General features: G+C 61.2%; 24 protein-coding genes and 1 riboswitch. Of the genes, 17 read left to right on the forward strand and 7 right to left on the reverse strand.

Annotated elements, in window-relative coordinates; translation table 11 throughout:
- Positions 1–100: 100 nt before the first annotated feature.
- The 8 genes from tdh (at position 101) to M2368_RS07715 (ending at position 9,262) form a co-directional block, all read left to right on the forward strand.
- Positions 101–1,153: an L-threonine 3-dehydrogenase gene (tdh, locus tag M2368_RS07680; protein WP_105657175.1), complete on the forward strand. Its 1,053-nt coding sequence runs from the start codon at positions 101–103 to the stop codon at positions 1,151–1,153.
- A 31-nt stretch (positions 1,154–1,184) separates the two neighbouring features.
- Positions 1,185–2,384, forward strand: a complete 1,200-nt coding sequence (locus M2368_RS07685) for a glycine C-acetyltransferase (RefSeq protein WP_105657176.1) — start codon at positions 1,185–1,187, stop codon at positions 2,382–2,384.
- A gap of 70 nt (positions 2,385–2,454) precedes the next feature.
- Positions 2,455–3,471, forward strand: coding sequence for a LacI family DNA-binding transcriptional regulator (locus M2368_RS07690; protein WP_388024054.1), 1,017 nt, complete (start codon positions 2,455–2,457; stop codon positions 3,469–3,471).
- Positions 3,472–3,605: 134 nt separating this feature from the next.
- Entirely contained in the window at positions 3,606–4,964 is a 1,359-nt protein-coding gene (locus tag M2368_RS07695) for an ABC transporter substrate-binding protein (protein WP_105661765.1), read from the forward strand.
- A gap of 68 nt (positions 4,965–5,032) precedes the next feature.
- The gene (locus tag M2368_RS07700) at positions 5,033–6,172 is read left to right on the forward strand and encodes a carbohydrate ABC transporter permease (protein WP_402696413.1); all 1,140 of its coding nucleotides are present in this window, start codon (positions 5,033–5,035) and stop codon (positions 6,170–6,172) included.
- Positions 6,169–7,116 carry a carbohydrate ABC transporter permease gene (locus M2368_RS07705; protein ID WP_332498752.1) on the forward strand — a complete coding sequence of 316 codons (948 nt, stop codon included), beginning with the start codon at positions 6,169–6,171 and terminating at the stop codon, positions 7,114–7,116. Before M2368_RS07700 ends, M2368_RS07705 begins: the two co-directional genes overlap by 4 nt.
- 136 nt (positions 7,117–7,252) lie before the next feature.
- The gene (gene hutI / locus M2368_RS07710; RefSeq protein ID WP_498724313.1) at positions 7,253–8,440 is read left to right on the forward strand and encodes an imidazolonepropionase; all 1,188 of its coding nucleotides are present in this window, start codon (positions 7,253–7,255) and stop codon (positions 8,438–8,440) included.
- 684 nt (positions 8,441–9,124) lie between these two features.
- Entirely contained in the window at positions 9,125–9,262 is a 138-nt protein-coding gene (locus tag M2368_RS07715) for a hypothetical protein (RefSeq protein ID WP_498724314.1), read from the forward strand.
- Positions 9,263–9,400: 138 nt separating this feature from the next.
- Here M2368_RS07715 and M2368_RS07720 read toward each other — a convergent pair whose 3' ends face one another.
- A complete protein-coding gene (locus M2368_RS07720; protein ID WP_498724315.1) occupies positions 9,401–9,643 on the reverse strand; it encodes a class I SAM-dependent methyltransferase in 243 nt (80 codons plus the stop codon).
- Between the two features lie 98 nt (positions 9,644–9,741).
- Here M2368_RS07720 and tpx point away from each other — a divergent pair, with 98 nt between their 5' ends.
- Complete coding sequence (gene tpx / locus M2368_RS07725) at positions 9,742–10,239, forward strand: thiol peroxidase (RefSeq protein ID WP_105657183.1); 498 nt, start codon at positions 9,742–9,744, stop codon at positions 10,237–10,239.
- 148 nt (positions 10,240–10,387) lie between these two features.
- Here tpx and M2368_RS07730 read toward each other — a convergent pair whose 3' ends face one another.
- Entirely contained in the window at positions 10,388–10,822 is a 435-nt protein-coding gene (locus M2368_RS07730) for a hypothetical protein (protein WP_498724316.1), read from the reverse strand.
- Between the two features lie 89 nt (positions 10,823–10,911).
- Positions 10,912–11,757, reverse strand: a complete 846-nt coding sequence (locus tag M2368_RS07735) for a phosphotransferase family protein (RefSeq protein WP_332502610.1) — start codon at positions 11,755–11,757, stop codon at positions 10,912–10,914.
- 96 nt (positions 11,758–11,853) lie between these two features.
- Between M2368_RS07735 and M2368_RS07740 the strand changes: the two genes are divergently transcribed.
- On the forward strand, positions 11,854–12,636 hold the full coding sequence (locus M2368_RS07740) for a CPBP family intramembrane glutamic endopeptidase (protein WP_402696405.1): 783 nt from the start codon (positions 11,854–11,856) through the stop codon (positions 12,634–12,636).
- A gap of 18 nt (positions 12,637–12,654) precedes the next feature.
- Positions 12,655–13,071 carry a GNAT family acetyltransferase gene (locus M2368_RS07745; protein WP_332502608.1) on the forward strand — a complete coding sequence of 139 codons (417 nt, stop codon included), beginning with the start codon at positions 12,655–12,657 and terminating at the stop codon, positions 13,069–13,071.
- 61 nt (positions 13,072–13,132) lie between these two features.
- Here the strand turns inward: M2368_RS07745 and M2368_RS07750 are convergent, their stop codons facing one another.
- Positions 13,133–13,777: a VOC family protein gene (locus M2368_RS07750; RefSeq protein WP_105657196.1), complete on the reverse strand. Its 645-nt coding sequence runs from the start codon at positions 13,775–13,777 to the stop codon at positions 13,133–13,135.
- 172 nt (positions 13,778–13,949) lie between these two features.
- Positions 13,950–14,069: riboswitch (SAM riboswitch) on the forward strand.
- A gap of 91 nt (positions 14,070–14,160) precedes the next feature.
- On the opposite strand from M2368_RS07750, the gene M2368_RS07755 reads away from it, so the two are divergent.
- On the forward strand, positions 14,161–15,504 hold the full coding sequence (locus M2368_RS07755; RefSeq protein WP_105657299.1) for a bifunctional o-acetylhomoserine/o-acetylserine sulfhydrylase: 1,344 nt from the start codon (positions 14,161–14,163) through the stop codon (positions 15,502–15,504).
- Between the two features lie 2 nt (positions 15,505–15,506).
- Positions 15,507–16,652, forward strand: coding sequence for a homoserine O-acetyltransferase MetX (gene metX, locus M2368_RS07760; RefSeq protein WP_105657197.1), 1,146 nt, complete (start codon positions 15,507–15,509; stop codon positions 16,650–16,652).
- A gap of 82 nt (positions 16,653–16,734) precedes the next feature.
- On the opposite strand, the gene M2368_RS07765 is transcribed toward metX, so the two are convergent.
- Together M2368_RS07765 and M2368_RS07770 are read right to left on the reverse strand one after the other, a co-directional pair.
- The gene (locus M2368_RS07765; RefSeq protein WP_402472421.1) at positions 16,735–17,592 is read right to left on the reverse strand and encodes an SGNH/GDSL hydrolase family protein; all 858 of its coding nucleotides are present in this window, start codon (positions 17,590–17,592) and stop codon (positions 16,735–16,737) included.
- 68 nt (positions 17,593–17,660) lie between these two features.
- Positions 17,661–18,059, reverse strand: coding sequence for an SHOCT domain-containing protein (locus M2368_RS07770; protein WP_105657199.1), 399 nt, complete (start codon positions 18,057–18,059; stop codon positions 17,661–17,663).
- Between M2368_RS07770 and M2368_RS07775 the strand changes: the two genes are divergently transcribed.
- Positions 18,058–18,372 (forward strand): hypothetical protein, encoded by a 315-nt coding sequence (locus M2368_RS07775; RefSeq protein WP_332489447.1) that lies wholly within the window; start codon positions 18,058–18,060, stop codon positions 18,370–18,372. The genes M2368_RS07770 and M2368_RS07775 overlap by 2 nt on opposite strands.
- Positions 18,373–18,407: 35 nt before the next feature.
- Positions 18,408–19,058 (forward strand): alpha/beta hydrolase, encoded by a 651-nt coding sequence (locus tag M2368_RS07780; RefSeq protein WP_105657201.1) that lies wholly within the window; start codon positions 18,408–18,410, stop codon positions 19,056–19,058.
- On the opposite strand, the gene M2368_RS07785 is transcribed toward M2368_RS07780, so the two are convergent.
- The gene (locus tag M2368_RS07785) at positions 19,059–19,289 is read right to left on the reverse strand and encodes an RNA-binding S4 domain-containing protein (protein WP_181148825.1); all 231 of its coding nucleotides are present in this window, start codon (positions 19,287–19,289) and stop codon (positions 19,059–19,061) included.
- Between the two features lie 180 nt (positions 19,290–19,469).
- Here M2368_RS07785 and M2368_RS07790 point away from each other — a divergent pair, with 180 nt between their 5' ends.
- Together M2368_RS07790 and M2368_RS07795 are read left to right on the forward strand one after the other, a co-directional pair.
- On the forward strand, positions 19,470–20,855 hold the full coding sequence (locus M2368_RS07790; RefSeq protein ID WP_105657203.1) for a glycine--tRNA ligase: 1,386 nt from the start codon (positions 19,470–19,472) through the stop codon (positions 20,853–20,855).
- 6 nt (positions 20,856–20,861) lie between these two features.
- On the forward strand, positions 20,862–21,791 hold the full coding sequence (locus M2368_RS07795; protein ID WP_105657204.1) for a GNAT family N-acetyltransferase: 930 nt from the start codon (positions 20,862–20,864) through the stop codon (positions 21,789–21,791).
- The last annotated feature ends 65 nt before the right edge of the window (positions 21,792–21,856 follow it).

Below are 21,856 nucleotides of genomic sequence, written 5' to 3' on the forward strand. Positions count from 1 at the left end.
TGATCTTCTAAGGTGTTGTACCGTGCTGTCGGGTGCGACACTTGAAGCGACCCCATGTCTGTGTTGCGCGCACCCAGGTGCCCAATCCAAAGGAACCCGCATGAAAGCACTGTACAAGTCCGGCCCGCACGCGGGGCTGGAACTCGTTGATCGCCCAGAACCAGAGACCGGCGCCCACGAGGTCAAGATCCGCGTCATGACCGCCGGAATCTGCGGCACCGACCTGCACATCGAAGCCTACGACGATGCAGCCAAGGCCATGATCAACACCCCGCTGGTTCCGGGCCACGAGTTCTACGGCGAGGTCGTGGAAATCGGCGACTTCGTGCACGGGGTCAAGATCGGCGACCGCGTCTCGGGTGAAGGCCACGTCGTGTGCGGCCTATGCCGCAACTGCCGCGCCGGCCGCAAGCAGATGTGCATCAACGTCGATTCGGTAGGCGTGCAGCGCGACGGCGCATTCGCCGAATACGTGGTGATCCCCGAAAGCAATGTCTACATCCACCGCGATGAGCGCATCACCCCACTGCTCGGCGCCATCTTCGACCCGTTCGGCAATGCCGTGCACACCGCACTGCAGTTCCCGATGGTGGGCGAGGACGTGCTGATCACCGGTGCCGGACCCATCGGCCTGATGGCCGCGGCAGTGGCTCGCCACGTCGGCGCCCGCAACATCGCCATCACCGATGTCTCCGAGCAGCGCCTGGAACTGGCCCAGTCCATGGGCATCGATCTGGCCGTGAATGTCGCGACCACCCGCATCAAGGAAGCGCAGCAGAAGCTGGGCATGGTCGAAGGCTTCGACTACGGCATGGAAATGTCCGGGCACAAGACCGCCCTGCCGGAAATGATCGAGAACATGAACCATGGCGGCAAGATCGCCATGCTCGGCTTGCCCAGCACCTCGATCGACATCAACTGGGGCAAGGTTGTCACCCACATGCTGACCCTGCGCGGCATCTACGGCCGCGAAATGTTCGAGACCTGGTACGCCATGAGCGCCATGCTCACCTCCTCGGAGGTGATGCGCGAACGCATCGCCTCGGTGGTTACCGACTTCCTGCCGGCCACCGAATGGCAGCAGGGCTTCGAAGCTGCTCGCAGCGGGCACGGCGGCAAGGTCGTGCTCGACTGGACCGTTTTCTCAGGCTAAGAATTTCCCGCATCTACAAGGAGCATTTGCAATGTACACGGATCTCAAAGACCAGCTTGCCGCCGAATTGGACGAGCTGAAGTCCTCCGGCCTGTTCAAGGCAGAACGCCACATCGACTCGGCCCAGTCCGCCTCCATCATGGCCGGCTCGCTGGGCGACGATGCACGGAAAGTGCTGAATTTCTGCGCCAACAACTACCTGGGCCTGGCCGATAACCAGCAGATCATCGACGCGGCCAAGACCGCCATGGATGAGCGCGGCTTCGGCATGGCCTCGGTCCGCTTCATCTGCGGCACCCAGGACCTGCACCTGGAACTGGAAGCCAAGCTCTCTAAATTCCTGGGCACCGAGGACACCATCTTGTTCTCCAGCTGCTTCGATGCCAACGGCGGCGTGTTCGAATCGCTGTTCGGCAAGGAAGACGCCATCATCTCCGATGCGCTGAACCACGCCTCGATCATCGACGGCATCCGCTTGTCCAAGGCCGCGCGCTTCCGCTACGCCAACCAGGACATGGCCGACCTGGAAACCCAGCTGCAGGCTGCCGCGCAGCTCAACGGCGGGGCGGGCGCCCGCCGCACCATCATCGTCACCGATGGCGTCTTCTCCATGGACGGCTACCTGGCTCCCTTGGAGGCCATCTGCGATCTGGCTGACAAGTACAACGCGCTGGTCATGGTCGATGACTCCCACGCTGTGGGCTTCATGGGCGCCACCGGGGCAGGCACTCCGGAGCATGCAGGAGTCTCGGACCGCGTGGACATCTACACCGGCACCTTCGGCAAGGCATTAGGCGGCGCCTCGGGCGGCTACGTGTCCGGCCGCGGCGAGGTTGTCGCGATGCTGCGCCAGAAGGCCCGCCCGTACCTGTTCTCCAACTCGCTGGCTCCATCGATTGTCGCTGCCACGTTGAAGGCGCTGGACCTGGTGGTGGACTCCGGGGACCTGCGCGAGAAGCTCTTCGAGAACGCTGCGCACTTCCGCCGCCGCATGACCGAAGAGGGCTTCGAATTGCTCGACGGCGAGCACGCCATCATTCCGGTGATGTTCGGCGACGCGGTCAAGGCCGCAGAGGTCGCAGGCAAGATGCTGGAGCAGGGCGTCTTCGTCACGGCCTTCAGCTTCCCGGTAGTGCCCAAGGGGGCCGCGCGCATCCGCGTCCAGCTTTCTGCCGCGCATTCGGCTGAGGATATCGAGGCCTGCGTGCAGGCATTCGTCGCCAGCCGCTGACCCAGGGGGATTGCCCGGCGCCGTGTTTCAATAGGGATGACGAGTTGGAATAACCAAAGGCGGTGGGCTCATGGCTACCAGGAACGACGTGGCGCGCTTGGCAGGCGTATCTCCTAGTACCGTGTCCTACGTGATCAGCGGCCGGCGCACCATTTCCGAGGCGACCAAGGCCAGGGTCCTGGCGGCCATGCGGGAGTTGAACTACACCCCGGATGCCTTTGCCCAGGGCCTGGCCGGATCGCGCCGGGGCATCCTTGCCCTGCACTTTCCCACCAGCCTGGACGGCTATTCTTCCACCGAGTTCGAGTACGTCACCGCCGCCATGGAGCGTGCCCGCGCGCTGGGCTACCACATGCTGTTGTGGTCCAACCCGATGACCGATGCCATGGGATTGGAAAGCCTGGTCGGACAGAAGCTGGTGGCCGGGGTGCTCTTGATGGAAGTGTCGATCAATGACCCGCGCTTTGATGTCCTGCGGCGCGCGGGCATTGCCTTTGCCTCCATTGGCCGTCCCGATGACAGCGCGGACCTGTCCTATGTCGATAATGACTTTGCCCAGGCCGGGCGCATCGCGGTGGACTATTTGGCGAGCCTCGGCCACCAATCCATCATGTACATCAACGTATCGGTGGAAGACCAGGAAGCCGGCAACGGCCCGGCCATCCGCACGGCCCGGGCCATCTGCGATGCCGTGCGCGATCGGGGCATGGCGATGCAGGAAGTGCCGGTGGAAAACAACGCCCGCGGCGGCCGCGCGGCGCTGAATGCCTACCTGGAACTGCACCCGCGACCCACTGCGGTGCTGGCGCTCAAGGAGTTCGCCACCGCGGGATTTGTCAACGCCGCTGGCATGGCTGCGTTGCGGATCCCCGATGACCTCTCGGTGATCGCACTGGGGGTCGGGGACCGTTCGGCCGAGATGGTTGCCCCGGCGCTGACCACGGTGGCCCCGCCGGGGGAGGCCATTTCCCATGCCGCGGTGGACGCCCTGGTGCAGCAGATCGAGGGGCGCTCCCAAGCGCCGGTGCAGCAACTGGTCGCGCCGCTGATGGTGGTCCGGGACAGCTCGGGCCCGGCACCGCAATGACCTGCCCGCGCCAATTTCTCCACGGTGTTCTCCCATAACTGTTGACGCGCGTCGATGACCTGCGTCACTATTGAGGGGATCACTCGTGCCAGGCCGCCTCATCCGGCAGGGCATTACCCAACGTGGAGGGCATCATGACTAAAGCAAAACGCGGGCTGAAGTTCGCGCCGGTTATCTCGGTGGCAGCAATCGGCCTGCTCCTGGCCGGTTGCTCGGGCGGAGCAGACCCCAATGACCCCAACGCCTCCGGCGGTGGCGAAGCGCAAGTGGGCCAAGCCGACGGAGTCGTCGACATCTACGGTCCGGTCACCGGCATTGAAGCGGAACTGCTGGAAGAATCCTGGGCCAAGTGGTCCGAGGAGAACGGCATCAAGATCCGCTACACCGGCGACAAGAACTTCGAATCCCAAATCGGAATCAAGGTCCAGGGCGGCGACACCCCGGACCTGGCCGTCTTCCCGCAACCGGGCTTGCTGCAGGCCACCGTGGCCCAGGGCAAGGTGCAGCAACTTCCCGAGGCAGTGCAGTCCCAGCTGCAGAGCAACTGGTCCGAAGACTGGCAGAACTACGGCAAGGTCGATGGGGTGCAGTACGGGGTGCCGCTGATGGCCAGCGTGAAAGGCTACATCTGGTACTCGCCCAAGCAGTTCGAGCAGTGGGGCTTGAGCGTCCCGGAAACCTGGGATGAAATGACCACCCTGGGCACCGAAATCTCGAAGCAGACCAATGAACCGGCCTGGTGTGCCGGATTCGCTTCGGGCGAGGCATCGGGATGGCCGGGCACCGACTGGATTGAAGACGCGGTCCTGCGCCAGTCCGGAACCGAAGCCTACGACAAGTGGGTTTCGGGAGATCTGGAATTCACTTCGCCAGAAATCACCAGCGCCTTCGACTCCGTTGGAAAGATCCTGCTGGACCCGGAGCAAGTCAACGCCGGATATGGCGACGTGAAGTCGATCAACGCCACCGCCTTCGGCGATGTTGGCACGGCCGTGGCCAAGGGAACCTGCCCGCTGACCCACCAGGCATCCTTCCTGGAAGGATACGTCCTGGATTCCAAGAACGCCGATGGCGAGAAGGCTACCGTGGCGCCTGACGGGGATGTCTGGGCTTTCGTTGCCCCGCCAGCCAAAGCCGATGACCCCGTATCTGTTGTAGGCGGCGGTGAATTCGTTGCCGCCTTCTCCAATGATGAGGATACCGCCAAGGTCCAGGAATACCTGGCCAGCGCGGATTGGGCCAATAGCCGCGTTGGACTCGGCGGCGTGATCTCGGCGAACTCCGGGCTTGATCCGAAGAACGCCAGCAGCGATCTGCTGCGCTCCGCTGTTGAATTGCTGCAGGATCCGAACACCACCTTCCGCTTCGACGGGTCTGATCTGATGCCCAAGAGCGTCGGCTCCGACTCCTTCTGGAAGGGCCTGGTGGACTGGATCGATGGCAAGCCGACCAAGGAAGTGCTTGAAAATATCCAGTCCGGCTATGACTCCTAATCGCCATCTGGCCCATCGCCAACGGCCGGGAGTCCCGGCCGTTGGCGGGATTGTAGGAGCCTGAGCGCATGTCTGAATTCTTCCAGTGGCTGGCTGGCGTTCCGCCGCTAGCCCAAGTGCCGATCATCCTGGTCGCCTTCGCGGTCCTGATCGCAGCGATCCTCGCCTTTGTCGAGATAGCGACCAAGGGCGGACGGGTTTTCGCCGTCGTGCGCTTTGCCGCCGCGGTCTTGGTCCCGGTGGCGATCCTGCTGGTCCTGGGCCTGTACAACTCCGTGATGTGGGTGGCCGCGCTGGCCGCGGTGCTCGGCGCGGTGCTGTTTTTCCTGGACCGGCGCTCGCGATCCGGCGCCGGCTCGCTGCTGCAGCTCTCCGGTTTCCTGGCTCCGGCCATGCTGCTGCTCGCTATCGGCTTGATCTACCCCACGGTCCGCACCGCGCTCAGCGCCTTCATGGCCAACGACGGATCCGGCTTCGTCGGCCTGGGGAATTTTCGCTGGGTGTTCACCAGCCCCGATGGCCTGACCGCCCTGCTCAATACCCTGGTGTGGGTTCTGGTGGCGCCCGTGGTCTCCACTATTATCGGATTGGCCTACGCGGTATTCATCGACAAGAGCCGTGGCGAGAAGTTCTTCAAGCTGCTGGTGTTCATGCCCATGGCGATTTCCTTCGTTGGCGCATCGATCATCTTCAAGTTCTTCTACGACATCCGCCAGGGCGAGCAAATAGGCGTGCTCAACGCGATCATCACGGCATTCGGGGCCACCCCGGTCGACTGGCTCGGGTTCGAACCGTGGAACACGTTGTTCCTGGTGGTCATCCTGATCTGGACACAGGCGGGATTCGCCATGGTCATCCTGTCCGCGGCCATCAAGGGCGTGCCCGCAGAGCAAATCGAAGCAGCCTCCCTGGACGGGGCCAGCCCATGGCAGCGTTTCGCCAATGTCACTCTGCCGGGGATCCGCTCCACCGTCATCGTCGTATTGACCACCATTTCCATTGCCTCGCTCAAGGTCTTCGACATCGTCTCTTCGATGACCGGCGGACGCTCGGATACAACGGTGCTGGCATTCGAAATGGTGCGCCAGTTCCAGCTCGGGGCACGCACCGGCTACAGCTCGGCCCTGGCCGTCATCCTGTTCATCCTGGTACTGCCGATCATCATCTACAACGTCCGCCAGCATAAGAAGCAAAGGGGAATCCGATGAGCACCGTCAGCGAGTCCTCTCGACGCCTCTTGGCAGCTACCGAGAAAACCAGCGGGAAACTGCGCAAAGCCACCACCTCCCGCGCAGCCACCATTGCGGCGTTCATCATTGCCGCGGTGTGGACCATCCCCACCTTCGGCCTGTTTGTCTCCTCCTTCAGGCAGGCTGATGACATCAAGACCTCGGGGTGGTGGACGGCCCTGTCCAACCCTTCATTCACGCTCGATAACTATGCGCAGGCCTTTGCCTCCGGCGACAGCCTTCCGCTGTCCAAGGCGTTCCTGAATTCGCTGGTCATCACCATTCCAGCGGCAATTGTGCCGATCCTTGTCGCCAGCTTGGCTGCCTACGCTTTCGCGTGGATCAACTTCAAGGGGCGCAATACGCTCTTCGTTCTCATTTTCGCCCTGCAGATCGTTCCGATCCAGATGGCGCTGGTTCCGCTGCTCCAGCTGTTCTCGGACGGAGTGAAGATCGGTGGGCTGTATATCCTGCCGGGCTTGGGAGTCAACGGGCTGGATGGCGCCTACGCCAAGGTCTGGATTGCCCACACGATCTTCGCCTTGCCGTTGGCGATCTTCATGCTGCACAACTTCATTTCGGAAATCCCCGATGAGGTCATCGAGGCTGCGCGTGTTGACGGAGCCGGGCACGGGAAGATCTTCTCGAAGATCGTCCTGCCCCTGTCGATGCCGGCTATTGCTTCCTTCGGAATCTTCCAGTTCCTCTGGGTGTGGAATGACCTCTTGGTTGCGACGGTCTTCACCTCGGGTGGAGGCTTGCCGATCACGAAAGCGCTCCAGGACCTCTCGGGTACCTACGGGCAATCCTGGGAGCTGCTCACCGCAGGCGCTTTCATCTCGATGATCATTCCGCTGGCGGTCTTCTTCGCCCTGCAACGGTTCTTCGTGCGGGGATTGCTGGCAGGTGCCACCAAGGGGTAACCCTGGCCTGCAGTGGGAACAATAGGGTGCCAGTCTGAAATCCCAGACGGGCACCCTATTGTTCTGCCCCATAGGCAACGAGCCATGGGTAGGCTCTTGGCTAAAGGATTGGAAATACCACGAAGGCGGAGCGCTCATGGCAACCTTGTTGCTTACCAACATTGGACAGCTGACTACGGTTGACGCGAAGGGCCGCGTGCTGGAAGACGCGGCGGTGCTGATCGAGGACGGACTGGTTGCATGGATCGGCAACATGGCGCATGCACCTGCTGCGGGACACGAGATTAATTTGGGCGGCCGTGCGGTGCTGCCCGGTTGGGTTGATTCCCACAGCCACCTGATTTTCGGCGGCGACCGCGCCGAGGAGTTCGTAGCCCGCATGGCAGGCCAGTCCTATGCCGCTGGAGGCATCGCGGTCACCACCTCGGCTACCGGGCAGCTCTCGGACAAGGAGCTGGCCGACCTCGTGGCTGATCGCCGCCGTGAAGCTCTGGCGATGGGCACCACCTGGATGGAAACCAAGACCGGCTACGGACTAGCACTGGAAGAAGAAATCCGGCATTCGGTGCTGGGCAAGCCGCTGGTCGATTCCCTGACTTTCCTTGGCGCTCACCTGGTACCGGCAGGATGGGATGCCGATGACTACACCGATTTGGTCACCGGACCGATGCTGGATGCCGTGGCGGCCTACATCGACTTCGTGGATGTCTTCTGCGAACGCGGCGCATTCACCGAAGAACAGTCGCGCCGGGTCCTGGACGCCGCAAGGAACAAGGGACTGGCAACCAAGGTCCACGGAAACCAGCTGGGTCCAGGGCCGGGCGTGAAGCTGGCCGTAGAGTTCGGCAGCCACTCGGTAGACCACGTGAATTACCTGGACGATCAGGACCTCCAGGCGCTCGCCGGAAGCTGGGCTGGCTGGGACACGGGAACAAGAACAGGGACTGCGGGCACCGTCGCCACCTGCTTGCCCGCCTGCGACCTGTCGACACGGCAACCGTTGGCACCGGGCCGTGCACTGCTCGATGCAGGCGTGCGAATCGCACTGGCAAGCAACTGCAATCCGGGTACCAGCTACACGAGCAACATGAACTTCTGCGTGGCTACTGCTGTGCTCCAAATGGACCTGACCCTGGCTGAAGCCATCGAGGCGGCAACCTACGGCGGGGCGCTCGCGCTGGGGGTTGCCGACCAAGTGGGATCCATTGAGATCGGCAAGCGTGCGGATCTGCATGTTCTTGACGCGCCAGTTGCTGCGCATCTGGCGTACCGTCCTGGGATGAACTTGACCCACAGCGTGTATCGGGCCGGCAAAGCGATCTAGAGCTATGTGAGAGCCCATCCAAAATTTGTCTGGATCGCGCGCGCCCAGGGAAGGGGGATAGGGGCGGCAGGGATCCGGCCGCAAGGATTCTTCGGCCCCGGGCCGTGCTGCGGATTGAAGCAGTCCAAGCCGTAAGCAAAACTAGGACTCTGCATTCTGTCCGCCCGGTAGATCGAAGCGATGAGAAGCCTTCAATGCCTGCCCCTGCTGGCCACGCAGGTCCGCTACTCCCAATTCCCGACGACTGGTGGCGGCTTCTGGTGAGATCGAGGCAAGCCTCCGTGCCTTCCCGGACTGGTAGCTTCCTAGCGCTGGGGAATTAGCGTCTCGTGCCCGGAGCCATGGGCAATTCTCCCCGCTTGGCTCAGCACAGTTCTGCATGGGGATGCCCACTGTCCCAATGACATCGGAGAATAAAAGAGGCTTGCCGGCGGCTCGTGGAAACCGATGAAACGGCAGCTTCCCTTGCGAAGTCAGTTGGCTACGAAACAGCGGTCGCATTTAGGCAGCGATTCCAGGCCTTGAAAAGCTTGCCGACTGTTGAATACCTGGCGGCGTTTCGCAAATAGCCACGAGGCTAGGGGGCAGAATGAATATTCCATCTGGGCTCTGGAATCCTGAACGCTGACCGGTGCGTGCGTACACGCTCACCGACCATTGGGAGCCAGAACGGTAGGGAGCCAAATGGCAATCGGCGAATCGCTGCACGAGCTGCAGCGAGGTTCCTTCGCGGAGTTCGTCCTGGTCTTCCGGTCCGCCGTTGGCATGGCGGGTGGTTCCGACAACGAGTACGCCCGTGACGCTGAGCACCTGATCGGCTAAGTTGAATATGCCTCGCAGTTCATCGCGAGAAATGAAAGCAGGCACATTACCGGTCAACAATATGGCGTCGTACGTCCTTGGCAGGTCATGCTCGTCCAATGAGCCCAGGGCCAGCTGGTTCGCCAATAGCTGCCGGAATCAGCTCCCGTCGAATAGCTCTGCAGCTACATCCAGCACTTGGGGTGTGGGATCTATGCCGTAGCCACGGTGTCCCAAGCGGCGCAAGGCGTTGACGGTGTTGCCTACCCCGCAACCGATATCGAGAATTCGTGAATTGCGGCGGCAGAGCATGTCGGTGAAACGGGCGACTACTTCCAAATCAGTGCCGTCAAGGGTCTGAGCACGCATCTTCGCTGCGTATGAATCGTAGTCGGGGCCCATGTCCACAGTTTTGCATAGGAACGAGAGGTGAGCGACTTGTTTGCGCTAGTAGGCAGAAAATATAGCTCCGGATTAGGCATTCATGATAAACAAGACCTATGGCTAATACTGCTTTCAAGGGAACCCCTGTACAGACTATTGGTGATCTGCCGGCCGTTGGCTCGCAGGCTCCAGCTTTCACTCTCACCGACACCGGCCTTGCAGATGTCACCAGCGAATCGCTGGCTGGCCGTCGCGTTGTCCTGAACATCTTCCCGTCGGTTGATACCGGCGTTTGCGCTGCCAGCGTGCGTCGCTTCAACGAATTGGCTGCCGGCCTGGAGAACACGACCGTGGTGTGCGTTTCTGCTGACTTGCCATTCGCACTGGGACGCTTCTGCGGTGCCGAAGACATCGAGAACGTTACCGCTGCTTCGGTCTTTCGTTCCGACTTCGGTTCGGACTATGGCGTGACCCAGGTTGACGGTCCACTGGCTGGCTTGCTGGCCCGTTCGGTTGTTGTCCTGGATGAAGACGGCCAGGTTGTTTACAACCAGATCGTCCCGGAGATCACCACCGAGCCGGACTACGATGCAGCCATCTCAGCACTGAACTAAATATTCCTCGCATCGGAGACGATACGCCGAAATGCCCACCTGAGCATCGTGCTCGGGTGGGCATTTTGCTTTTTCAACGCGTTTGAACAAAATAATGTTTCGCTAAATCCTGATAGACGAAGACATCGGGAGGGATCATCATCAAGTGCTAAGTCGCGTTTGAGGCAATTGATACCGTAAGTTCGTGTCCTTGCAACTGTCTTGCGACGAAAGTGAGCGAACTTGAGTAGCCGTTTAGAGAAATCTCTTCGCGGGCGTTTGCGCCGTCATGGGTGCAGGGAACGCTGATTTCTCCTTTGTCAGGTTTCTCATCGCTTTGCCATGCGATGCTGGACGACATGTCTTCGCCCGAGCATTCGAGCACTACCGTATATTTGCCGCCGCGGAGCGGAATAGCAAAGGAGATATTCTGGTCTTTCCTATCAATTTCTGTGCTGATGGCAGCCAGCTCATGGTCTTGCAGCGGCATCATCGAATCTGTACCTGGTGGAGGAGGACTGCTGGAATCGCTGAGGGAGCAACCTGTGAACGCCATTGAAGTTCCTACGAGGGCAATGAGAGCGAATGCGTTTTTCAGGGTCATATTTTTCCTCGCTTAGGAAGCTACAGTTCGATATCGGATTCTGGTTGGTGAGAATGCTGTCGCGACGGGATGAATGGTTAGCGAGGAGCTCACTTCCGTACCGTCTGCGCGGCGGTGAGGATGCGCGGACCAATCTTGCGCATGAGCTTGCCCATCTTCGGGTTGTCGGTGCGCGAGAGCGTATCCGATAGCCGTTCAAGACTCATCAGGCCCAACCAGATTTTGGCCCGGTATGCTTCCTCGGCGCTGGGAGCAATCAAATCCGCCATTTCCAACCCATGCCACAGGCTCAGGTAAGCGGTGTTCAAAGCCGGGTCCCACGCAGCGGCCAGGTCCCAGTCCAAGATGCCAACCAGTTTCTCGCCGATCCAATGCATGTTGTGGCCGGCCAAATCGCCATGAACCAAGCCCGCAGGAACCTGCGCCAGGAAATCGAGCTGGGCCCAGAGCTCGGTAGCAGGCCCTCGCAGTTCCTCGGGCAGCGCATCGAAGCATTGCTGCTGCCTGGCCTGGGTCCATTCGCCACGGAATGAAAACGGTTTGGCCAGATGCTCGCTGATCGGCTCCAGCGGCAGCTCGGCCAAATCCTTGACCAGCTGTCCCAGCACCTTCGGATCCCCGTAATGCGGTTCATGGGCGCTGCCGGGGATGAAAGACATGGCCACGGAGCTGAGTCCGTCGACGTGCAGGATCTCGGAAACCGCCACCGGAATCTGGTAGTTGAGCTGGCCCTCCAGCAAAGACAGCAGCTTGACGGAACGGGGCATCTGTTCCGTGGCCGCTGGCGTGCGCGCCATGCGAATCACCGCTTGCGGATTGCCAATGACCACCTTGTGGAATTGTCCGCCTTCGTTCACCGCCGCGTCTTCCCAGGAAAGATCGGGGCAGAGCTGACGGGCAATCTGCAGTTCTCCAATGGTGGCAGGACGGCTCACTCGCACTCTTCTCGTTCAGCTTGCTGGTGGTCTCAACCTCAGGCTATCGCAGGTTTGCCACGTGGCTGCTCAGTACGCGCACAGCCAGATCAGCCTATGATCGGAAACGTGAACGCTGAACAAGTTAAGCAGACAGCAACCCGCAAGACCCTCAAATTCGAGATCGTCTTGGTTCTTGCCCTGTCGTTGGGACAAAGCGCGGTCTACTCGCTGCTGAGCTTTGCCGATAAGGTCACCCGGGCGCCACTGCGCGAGCAGACTACATCCTTGAACAACCCGCTGAGCACCCGCGAGTTCTTTGATTTCTCCTACCAGCTGCTGGACATCTTCTTTGCATTGGTACCCGTCGTGCTGGCGCTCTACCTGATGAAGCGCACGACCGGACGAACTATCCGGGACATCGGTTTCGATATGCGCAAGCCGGGCAAGGACGCACTGCTCGGGGCGGGGATGTTCTTGGCCATGGGAGTGGGAACGCTGGGCGTCTATGCCGCTGGACGGGCACTGGGCGTCACCACGGCACTGTCAGCAGCGAATCTTGGCGATTATTGGTGGAGCGTCCCAGTGCTTCTGCTGTCGGCTGCACGTCATGCAATCCTCGAAGAAGTGCTGATGCTCGGATTCCTGTTCACCTACGCCAAGAAATTGAAGCTGGGCCTGTGGAGCACCATTATTGGTTCTGCGATGATCCGAGGCAGCTACCACCTGTACCAGGGGGTGGGGCCGATGATCGGCAATATGCTCATGGGCGTCGTCTTCGGCTGGGTATACCAGAAGTACGGGCGGGTGATGCCGCTGGTCATCGCGCATTTCCTGCTCGATGCCATCGGCTTCGTGGGATACGCCTTGGTCGGGCCGGCCATCGGAATCGGCCAGTAGCGCCGGTAAGCTGAGCCAATGCAGATTACCGTGCTGCGCGAGGAGGACCTTCGCCAAGCAGTTGAATTGTGGGAAGCAACTGGGCTGACTCGTCCGTGGAATGATGCGCTCGCCGACGCCCGACGGGCTTTGGCCGAGCCTACTTCCACGGTGCTGTCCATCGTTGAGAACGATCAACTCATGGCTACTGCGATGGTTGGCCATGATGGCCACCGAGGTTGGCTCTACTATGTTGCGGTGGATCCGTGCCGGCAGGGCAACGGCCTGGGAAGGGCGCTGGTGGATGCTGCTGTCCTGTGGCTGCGGGATCGCGGCGTGCCCAAGGTGCAGCTCATGGTCCGCGGGGAGAACTCTGCCGTCATCGATTTCTATGAACGACTGGGCTTCGAAGATCAGCACGTCGTGGTCCTGGGGAAGCGGCTGGACCGGCCTTAAGGAAAAGAAAGTAGGTGGGGACGCCATTGTCCCCGCCTACTTGCGATCTCTGCGGAACTGTTTACAGCACCACGGTTCCGGACTCGGTCTCAAAGGTAACCGACATGATGCCCGGAGTGCCATTCGGCGCTTCATATTGCATGGTGACAGCGCCCAAATTGACGTTCTGCGGCTGGCCCAGCCAATCCAGCACCCGTTCACGCGAGCCGGCGATGGAGATCTGGCTGATGGCGCCGGCAGGTTCCAGCGCCTTGGACGGATGCAGCTCCTCGGATCCTTCATCCCAGGAAATCAGGTACGGGCACTGCGGATCGGCGATCAGGCCCTTGATGCCAATCTGCTGCCAGGTCAGTTCGCGGCCATCAGGGAACTTCCGGTTGCCCGGCACCGACTTGCGGCCCAAGCGGTCCTCGGCACTGGATAGATCCTCCACCGAGACGCACCAGCCCATCCAGCCGCCGCCGAGCTCCGAACGGGCGCGAACCGCCTGTCCGAAGGGTGCCTTGTCGCTGGCCGGGTGGTTCAGGACTTCAACCACCTCCAGGTACTGGCCATGCTTGAGCGGGAAGATGACATTGCGTGTTCCGAATCGTGGATGCACGCCGCCCTTGACGAATTCCAGTCCAAGGGACTCGGAGATTCTTTCAGCGGTTGGCAACAGCCCGTCCGGGCCGCATGCATAACTTACGTGATCTAGCCTCATCATGTGCCCATCATGACAACATGTGATGCGAGTCTCTACTTAGGCACACCTAAGTTCCGTGATGCTATCGAATACTCTGCGATGAACCTGCAATATTCGCGAAATATGACCGATTGAGTCCAATCACCAGCCCTTGCGTTGCAAAGATCTTCGGTTTTCGGGCAAACTGGTACCAGGTCATGAGTCCCAGTAACAAGCCCCGGCTTACTGGGCGGCAACCCTCCAACCGCGGTGGGGTGCCCCGGGTGAAGACCTGGCCCTTGAACGCACAAGGCATCAAGGACAAGCGCGGGTTACCCCTGGAAGTCGTCACGATATGGTGCTTCCTGTCGGTGTCTTTTCAGTGGCGTACCCCCATAGTCATGAAACGCTATTTGGAGGAAACCATGAGCAATAACTGGTCATTTGAAACCCGTCAGATCCACTCCGGCCAGACCCCGGATCCGACGACCGGGGCACGGGCTCTCCCGATTTTCCAAACCACCTCTTTCGTCTTCCCCAGCGCCCAGAGCGCTGCTGCACGTTTCGCGCTGCAGGAACTGGAGCCGATCTACACCCGTATCGGCAACCCGACCACCGACGCGGTGGAAACCCGCATCGCTGACCTGGAGGGCGGCGTTGGAGCACTGCTGCTCTCCTCGGGACAGGCTGCCACCACTTTCGCCATCTTGAATTTGGCCGAAGCCGGCGACCACCTGGTGGCCAGCCCCAGCCTGTACGGCGGAACCCAGAACCTGCTCAAGCACACGCTCAAGCGCCTGGGCATCGAGGTCACCTTCGTTTCCGACCCGGACAACCTGGATGATTGGCGCGCCGCGGTGCGTCCGAACACCAAGGCCTTCTTCGGGGAAACCATCTCCAATCCGCGACAGGACGTCCTGGACATCGAGGGCATCTCGGCGATCGCCCACGAAGCTGGCGTGCCGCTGCTGGTGGACAACACCCTGGCCACCCCGTACTTGATCCGCCCGATCGAGTGGGGCGCGGATATCGTGATCCATTCAGCCACCAAGTTCCTCGGCGGACACGGCAGTGCCATTGCCGGTGTCATCGTGGACTCGGGCAACTTCGACTTCGCCAAGGACGCCGACCGCTTCCCGGGCTTCAACACCCCGGACGAGTCCTACAACGGCCTGGTCTTCGCCCGCGACCTGGGTGTCAACGGCATCCTGGGCGCCAATCTGGCCTACATCCTCAAGGCCCGCGTGCAGTTGCTGCGCGATTTGGGTTCCTCGGTTGCGCCGTTCAACGCGTTCTTGATCGCACAGGGCCTGGAAACCTTGTCGCTGCGCATTGAACGCCACGGCCAGAATGCCGTAGAAGTTGCCAACTGGCTCGAAGCCCGCGAGGAAGTGCAGAAGGTCGCCTACGCAGGCCTGAAGTCCTCGCCTTGGCATGAGCGTGCGCAGAAGTACAGCGATCAGGGCGCCGGCTCGATCATCGCGTTCGAACTGGAGGGCGGTTCGGAAGCCGGCCAGGCCTTCGTGGACGCACTGGTATTGCACTCCAATGTCGCGAACATCGGCGACGTGCGCTCATTGGTCATCCACCCGGCCTCCACCACCCACGCCCAGCTCTCCGAAGCTGAGCAGGTTGCGGCCGGCGTGAGCCCGGGACTGGTGCGGCTGAGCGTTGGACTGGAGAATATCAAGGATATTCTGGCCGATCTGGAACTGGGCTTCCAAGCAGTTGCAGCCCTCGAGAACAAGGAACTGCAGGAAACCCTCTAGGCATGGCATCCATTGTGACTACTGAAGATACTCTGCGCGCCGAAGAGCTCGCCGGCGGGCAAGACGGCATTTTGCGCCGTAAGTCCGTGGGGGAGCACCACTTCGAATTCGGTGGATTCCTTCCGGACGTGGTGCTGGCCTATGAAACGTGGGGGACGCTAGCAGCTGATGGCTCCAACGCGGTGCTGGTGATGCATGCGCTCACCGGTGACGCCCACGTTGCGCAAGGCGATTCGCAAAGCGCCGGCTGGTGGGAAGAGCTCGTAGGCCCCGGCGCCACGGTTGACACCAATGAGTACTTTGTCGTGTCCATCAACATGGTGGGTGGTTGCAATGGTTCCACCGGCCCCTCGTCCTTGGGCGACCAGGGCCTGCCCTACGGTTCGAGCTTTCCCTTCGTCACCATCAAGGACTCGGTGCGCCTTGAAGCGCGGCTGGCCAAGAAACTGGGAATTGATTCCTGGCATGCGGTCATTGGCGGTTCGATGGGCGGTGCGCGCGCGTTGGAATACGCCGTCGAGTTCCCCGACCAGGTCAAGAATCTCGTAGTGATGGCCTCGAGCGCGCAGGCGACTGCCGAGCAAATTGCCTTTGCACAGGTGCAAACCCAATCCATCCGGTTGGACCCGCACTTCTGCAATGGCGACTACTACGGCAACGATGCCCGCCCGGACGCCGGTCTTGGCTTGGCTCGCCGCCTGGCCCACATCACCTATCGTTCCGAGGCCGAGCTTGAAACCCGTTTCTCGCGCAACCCGCAGGATGGCGAGAAGCCGACGGGTCTGCTCGAGGGGCCTCGCGGGCGGTACCAGGTGGAAAGCTATCTTGACCATCAGGCCAGCAAGCTGGTGAATCGTTTCGACGCCAACAGCTACCTGGTGCTCACCGAGGCGCTGATGAGCCATGATGTGGCTCGCGGCCATGAATCCCTGGAAGCCGCCTTGGCGCGACTGGCGAAGATCAACGTGGTGGTTGCCGCGGTAACCACTGACCGGTTGTACTTTCCTGAGCAGTCAGTGAAGCTGGCCTCGTCGCTGGCCAAGCCAAAACCGGTGCACTACATTGATTCGCCGATTGGCCACGATGGATTCCTGACCGACGCCACGCAGCTCGACGGCGTGCTTCGGACCTTGGTGTTCGGAGACTGAGCCCCGGAAGGGGCTCGGGAAGATTTCAAAGCCTGAAGCAGTTCCGCCAGTAATCGGTGGAACTGCTTCAGGCTTTTCGTGCCTACTTGGCGCTGTCGCCGGCGCCGAGCGAGTCGTTTGGCTTGGTCTGCGCAAACGGCGTGGCCGAGGGCCGCTTCGGGGTGATGCCGTCGCCGGAGGACTGGTGGCGCAGGCGGCGCAATACCCAGGGAGCAAGATGCTCACGCGCCCACTGCAGATCCTCCTTGCGGGCTTCCCGCCAGCTGCGTTCATCCACGGCCGGAACGATTTCGGTGTCCAGCGGATGCGCGACGTTCAGCGAGTCCAGTGCCATGGCGGCAATGCGCTGGTGCCCGGCGGGGGAGAAGTGCAGGCGATCCGGTGCCCACATCTGGGATTGGTGCAACTCCTGCAAGGCCCACATGTCCGCCACGATGGCGTCGTGGCGGGCGGCTACGGTGCGCACGTTTTCGTTGTAGATCGCCACCTTGCCTCGGATGCTTCCCAAAACCGGGGTATCGCGAATATCGGGCCCGGTGAAGAGCAAGAGCGTGGCGCCCGTATCGGTGAGCTTGGCTACCGCATTGTCGAGGATATCTGCAATCTTGTCTGGATCCCCGCCCGGGCGCAGGACGTCGTTGCCGCCTGCGCAGAGCGAGATCAGATCGGGCTTCAGGTCAATGCAGGGATCGAGCTGTTCGGCAACGATCTGGCCAATCAGCCGGCCTCGAATGGCGAGATTGGCATACGAGAAGTCCGGGACGGTGCGGCTGAGCTCATGGGCCAAGCGGTCGGCCCAGCCAAGGTGGCGGCCGGTGCTCGACGGGTCGGGGTCGCCGATGCCCTCGGTGAACGAGTCCCCAATGGCGACATAGCGGCGCCACGGATGCAGTGGGGCATTGGCGGATGTTGATGGTTCAGAAGCAGAATCGTTTGGCACGAATCTATTGTTACCAAAGGGTAACTTATAGTCAATCATTCCCGAGGATGATTCCATGAACCGCCGTGCTAGTCGCTCAAAGCGTCCCGGCGCGCCTGCAAGTACTCGTCGCGGGTAATGATTCCTCGCGAGTGCAGGGAATCGAGTTCGGCAAGCTTGTCCTCAAGGGATTTTTCCGGCGCCAGCATAGCTGAATTAGCGGCTCTTGCCATCAGTTCGGTTTCCAGGGTCAGCGGATCAAAACCGGCGCTCTTGGCTTTGCGGTAATTGCGCACCGCTACGAAGATGATCAATCCGATAACGGCGATAAAGAGCATGGCGAACAGGGGAGTGCCGACTGAAAATACGGTGTCCACGTTATCGAATAGGGACGAAGCGCTTCCCGGGTCCGGTTCGATGTACCCGAAACTATCGAGATCCTCTTGCAGCTGCCCCGGAATATCTTCGCTGTATTCAATTTCGTCCATGGCGCCTATTCCTAACTCTGTCGCTGTCGCCGTCTCGTCCGGCGAGAGCGGCGAGAGCGGCGTTCCGGAGGACCGTGAGGCCGTTGGTCCAGTTGAACACGAAAAACTTGAAAAGCTAGGCAATTTTTTGAAGATTTATAATCTTGTAACATGTCAACTGGATTTCGAGGCCTTGGAAGACCATGGTTCCAGGATAGTGCCGGCCAACGCCTTCAGGAGATTCGACGGTGATTACGGGGAAGTTCTGCTGCACCCGGGCGCTGCCATCGCCGGTGGCCGGGGACTTGATGGAATCGGGCCGCGGAAGCGCTGAGCTAGCGAGGTCCTGTTCGATAGTCTTGGGGAACTATGACTATCCCGGACCAGGCTCCAGTGGCCATCATCTCCCGTAACGACGAATCCCGCCTTGGAACTCCGCTGCTGGTGTTCCTGCACGGCTATGGCTCGAATGAACAAGACCTCATGGGGCTCTCGCAGCATCTGCCCGAAGAGTTCACTTACCTCTCGGTGCGCGCACCGCTCCAAGCAGGCCCGGGGTACAGCTGGTTCCCGCTGACCCAGGAAATCGACTACTCCATCGAGTCGGTGGCACGCAGCGTCGAAGCGCTATGGGCATTGCTGGAACCGCTGGTAAAGCAGCACTCCTCGATCACCCTGCTCGGTTTCTCCCAGGGCATGGCCATGGCCACTTCATTGGCACGCTACCAGCCCGATTCCATTGAAGCCGTCGTCGGGCTCTCGGGCTTCGCAGTGGATCCCGGGCCCTTGGATATATTCGACGACGCGAAGCTGGCAGAAAAGCCGCTGCCGCTGTTCTGGGGCCGCGACCTGGCTGACCCGGTGATCACCCGGGACAAGATCGAATACACCCTGGGGTGGGTTCCGGGGCACACCGAATTGGCCAGTGAAACCTACCGGCAGATTGGCCACTCGGTGTGCATGGAAGAACTGCAGGATGTGGCCGAGTTCCTCAACAGGGTCGTCCTGGGGAAAAGCTGACTACTGCTGCGCGGTGACCTTCACGCATTCACCATTCACGCACACCACGTCGCCGGGGCGGATCTGCGCCCCGCGACGGGTGTCCACCTCTCCGTTGACGGTGACGATTCCGTCGGAAATCATTTCCTTGGCGTGGATGCCATCCTCGGCCAGGGAGGCAAGCTTGAGCAACTGGCCCAAGCGGATGGACTCGTCGCGGATTTCTAGGTCAAAAGCTTCGTTGGCACTCATGGCTTCCATTCTTCCCTAAATAAGCGCGCTGCATCGTTAGAATCGGCCAAAGGCGTGGAAGTTCACGTCGGCGTTACCTGATTCGGCTTCGTCTGCAGGCCGCGGAAACGATACCCTTGGAAGGTATGTATTTTTCTACGGACCGCAACCAGCGGCCTCGTAATTCCCATTGGAGTTGATATGGCGCCACAGTCCAAGCTAGACCAGGTTATTTCCCTCGCAAAGCGTCGAGGATTCGTTTTCCAGGCTGGTGAAATCTACGGTGGTTCCCGTTCGGCATGGGATTACGGTCCCCTGGGCACCGAACTGAAGGAAAACATCAAGCGCGAGTGGTGGCAGAACTTCGTTCGCGGCCGCGAGGACATGGTTGGCCTGGACTCGTCGATCATCTTGCCCAAGGCTGTCTGGGAAGCATCGGGCCACGTGGCCACCTTCACCGACCCGCTGGTCGAATGCATCCAGTGCCACAAGCGCCACCGCCAGGACCACCTGATCGAGGCTTTCGAGGCCAAGAAGGGCCGTGCAGCCAAGGACGGGATGAGCGAGATCGCCTGCCCTGACTGCGGCACCAAGGGCCAGTTCACCGAGCCGCAGATGTTCTCCGGCCTGATGAAGACCTTCCTGGGCCCAGTGGATACCGAAGCCGGCCTGGCCTACATGCGTCCGGAGACCGCCCAGGGCATCTTCGTGAACTTCGCCAACGTGCTCACCGCCTCGCGCAAGAAGCCGCCATTCGGCATCGGCCAGATCGGCAAGGCTTTCCGCAACGAAATCACCCCGGGCAACTTCATCTTCCGCACCCGCGAGTTCGAGCAGATGGAAATCGAGTTCTTCACCGCTCCAGAAGATGCCCCCGCCTTCTTCGACCAGTGGGTCAAGGATTGCTGGGCATGGTTCCTGGATCTGGGCATCAAGGAAGAGAACCTGCGCCAGTTCGACGTGCCAGAAGACGAGCGCGCGCACTACTCGGCCGGCACCATCGACTTCGAGTACCGCTTCGGCTTCCAGGGTTCGGAGTGGGGCGAGCTCATGGGCGTTGCCAACCGCACCGACTACGACCTGTCCAGCCATGCGAAGGCTTCGGGCTCCGAGCTGTCCTACTTCAACCAGGCCACCGGTGAGCGCTACACCCCCTACGTGATCGAGCCTTCCTTCGGCCTGACCCGTTCCATGATGGCTTTCCTGGTCGATGCCTACACCGAGGACGAAGCACCGAACACCAAGGGCGGCGTGGACAAGCGCACCGTGCTCAAGCTCGATCCGCGCCTGGCTCCGGTCAAGGCCGCGGTGCTGCCGCTGAGCCGCAATGAGAACCTTTCCCCGAAGGCCAAGGACCTGGCTGCCGAGCTGCGCAAGCGCTGGAACATCGACTTCGATGACGCCGGTGCCATTGGCCGCCGCTACCGCCGCCAGGATGAGATCGGCACCCCGTTCTGCATCACCGTGGACTTCGACACCCTCGAGGACCAGGCCGTGACCATCCGCGAACGCGACACCATGTCCCAGGAACGTGTTTCCCTGGACCAGGTCACCGCTTACCTTTCCGAGCGCCTGAACGGAGCCTAGAGCCCGATGAACGAACTGGAATTCCGCCTGTGGCGCTCCGGGGACGACCTCCAGCTGCTGCAGATCTTCGGCGACCCGCGTTCCCCGCAGGCCCACCAGGACCGCACCATGCTGCGCGAAAACAGCGATGCACCGTTCTCCCGCACGCTGGTAGCCACCGTTGACCAGGTGGCTATCGGCGCCGGCGTGGTGTTCGCTTCCTCGCTGCATCCGCAGCGCCTGTGGCTCTATGTCGAGGTAGCCGCCGAGCAGCGCCGGTCCGGCGTGGGCACCGCCCTGGTGGAACAGCTGCGCAAGCAGATTCCGGCCGGCCAGGCGCAGGAGCTCAAGGCCCGCTACACGGTGACCGCGGGCGATCCTGCTGCCGCGGCGGCTGGCTTCTGCCAGTCGCTGGGCCTGGGAGAAATCCAGGTCTCGCGCGATGTCATCCTGGAGCCGGGGGCTCTGGCTGAACCGGTTTTCGACACCAATGACCGGGTGATCGAGGACCTGTCCACCGGCAGTGTCGAGCTGACCCAGCTGGTGATGGATTTCTACAACGCGGTGCACACCGGTTGGGATCCAGCCAAGATGACCGTGGGTTCGGCGCAGCGCATGCTGCTCGACGAGCACACCGGCGCGCAGGGCGCCCTGGTGCTGCGCGACAAGCCGAAGCGCGAGGGCGGTGTTCCGCTGGCTTTCGCGGTCAGCTACGTGCCCGCCCGCGAGAACGCCCCGACCGACGTGCTGGTAGGCCACAACCCGGCCTTCAGCGATGACGAAGTGGCAGAAGCGGTGCGCGACATGGTCGCCATGCTGATCCACCAGTACCCGGTGAAGCTGGAAGTCGACTCGTCGATGTTCATCCTCTCCTCGCTGATTGATGCGTTGGCCGTGGTTGACCAGGCCACCGTCATATCCACGACGCATATCCTCGCCAGCGACGCGGCGAAGTAATGCCAGCAAGAACGGGACCCGCCTGGCGGGTCCCGTTTTTGCCATTCTGCACCAGCCTCCACTTC

The organism is Arthrobacter sp. JUb119 (assembly GCF_024807995.1).
Classification (GTDB): Bacteria; Actinomycetota; Actinomycetes; order Actinomycetales; family Micrococcaceae; genus Glutamicibacter.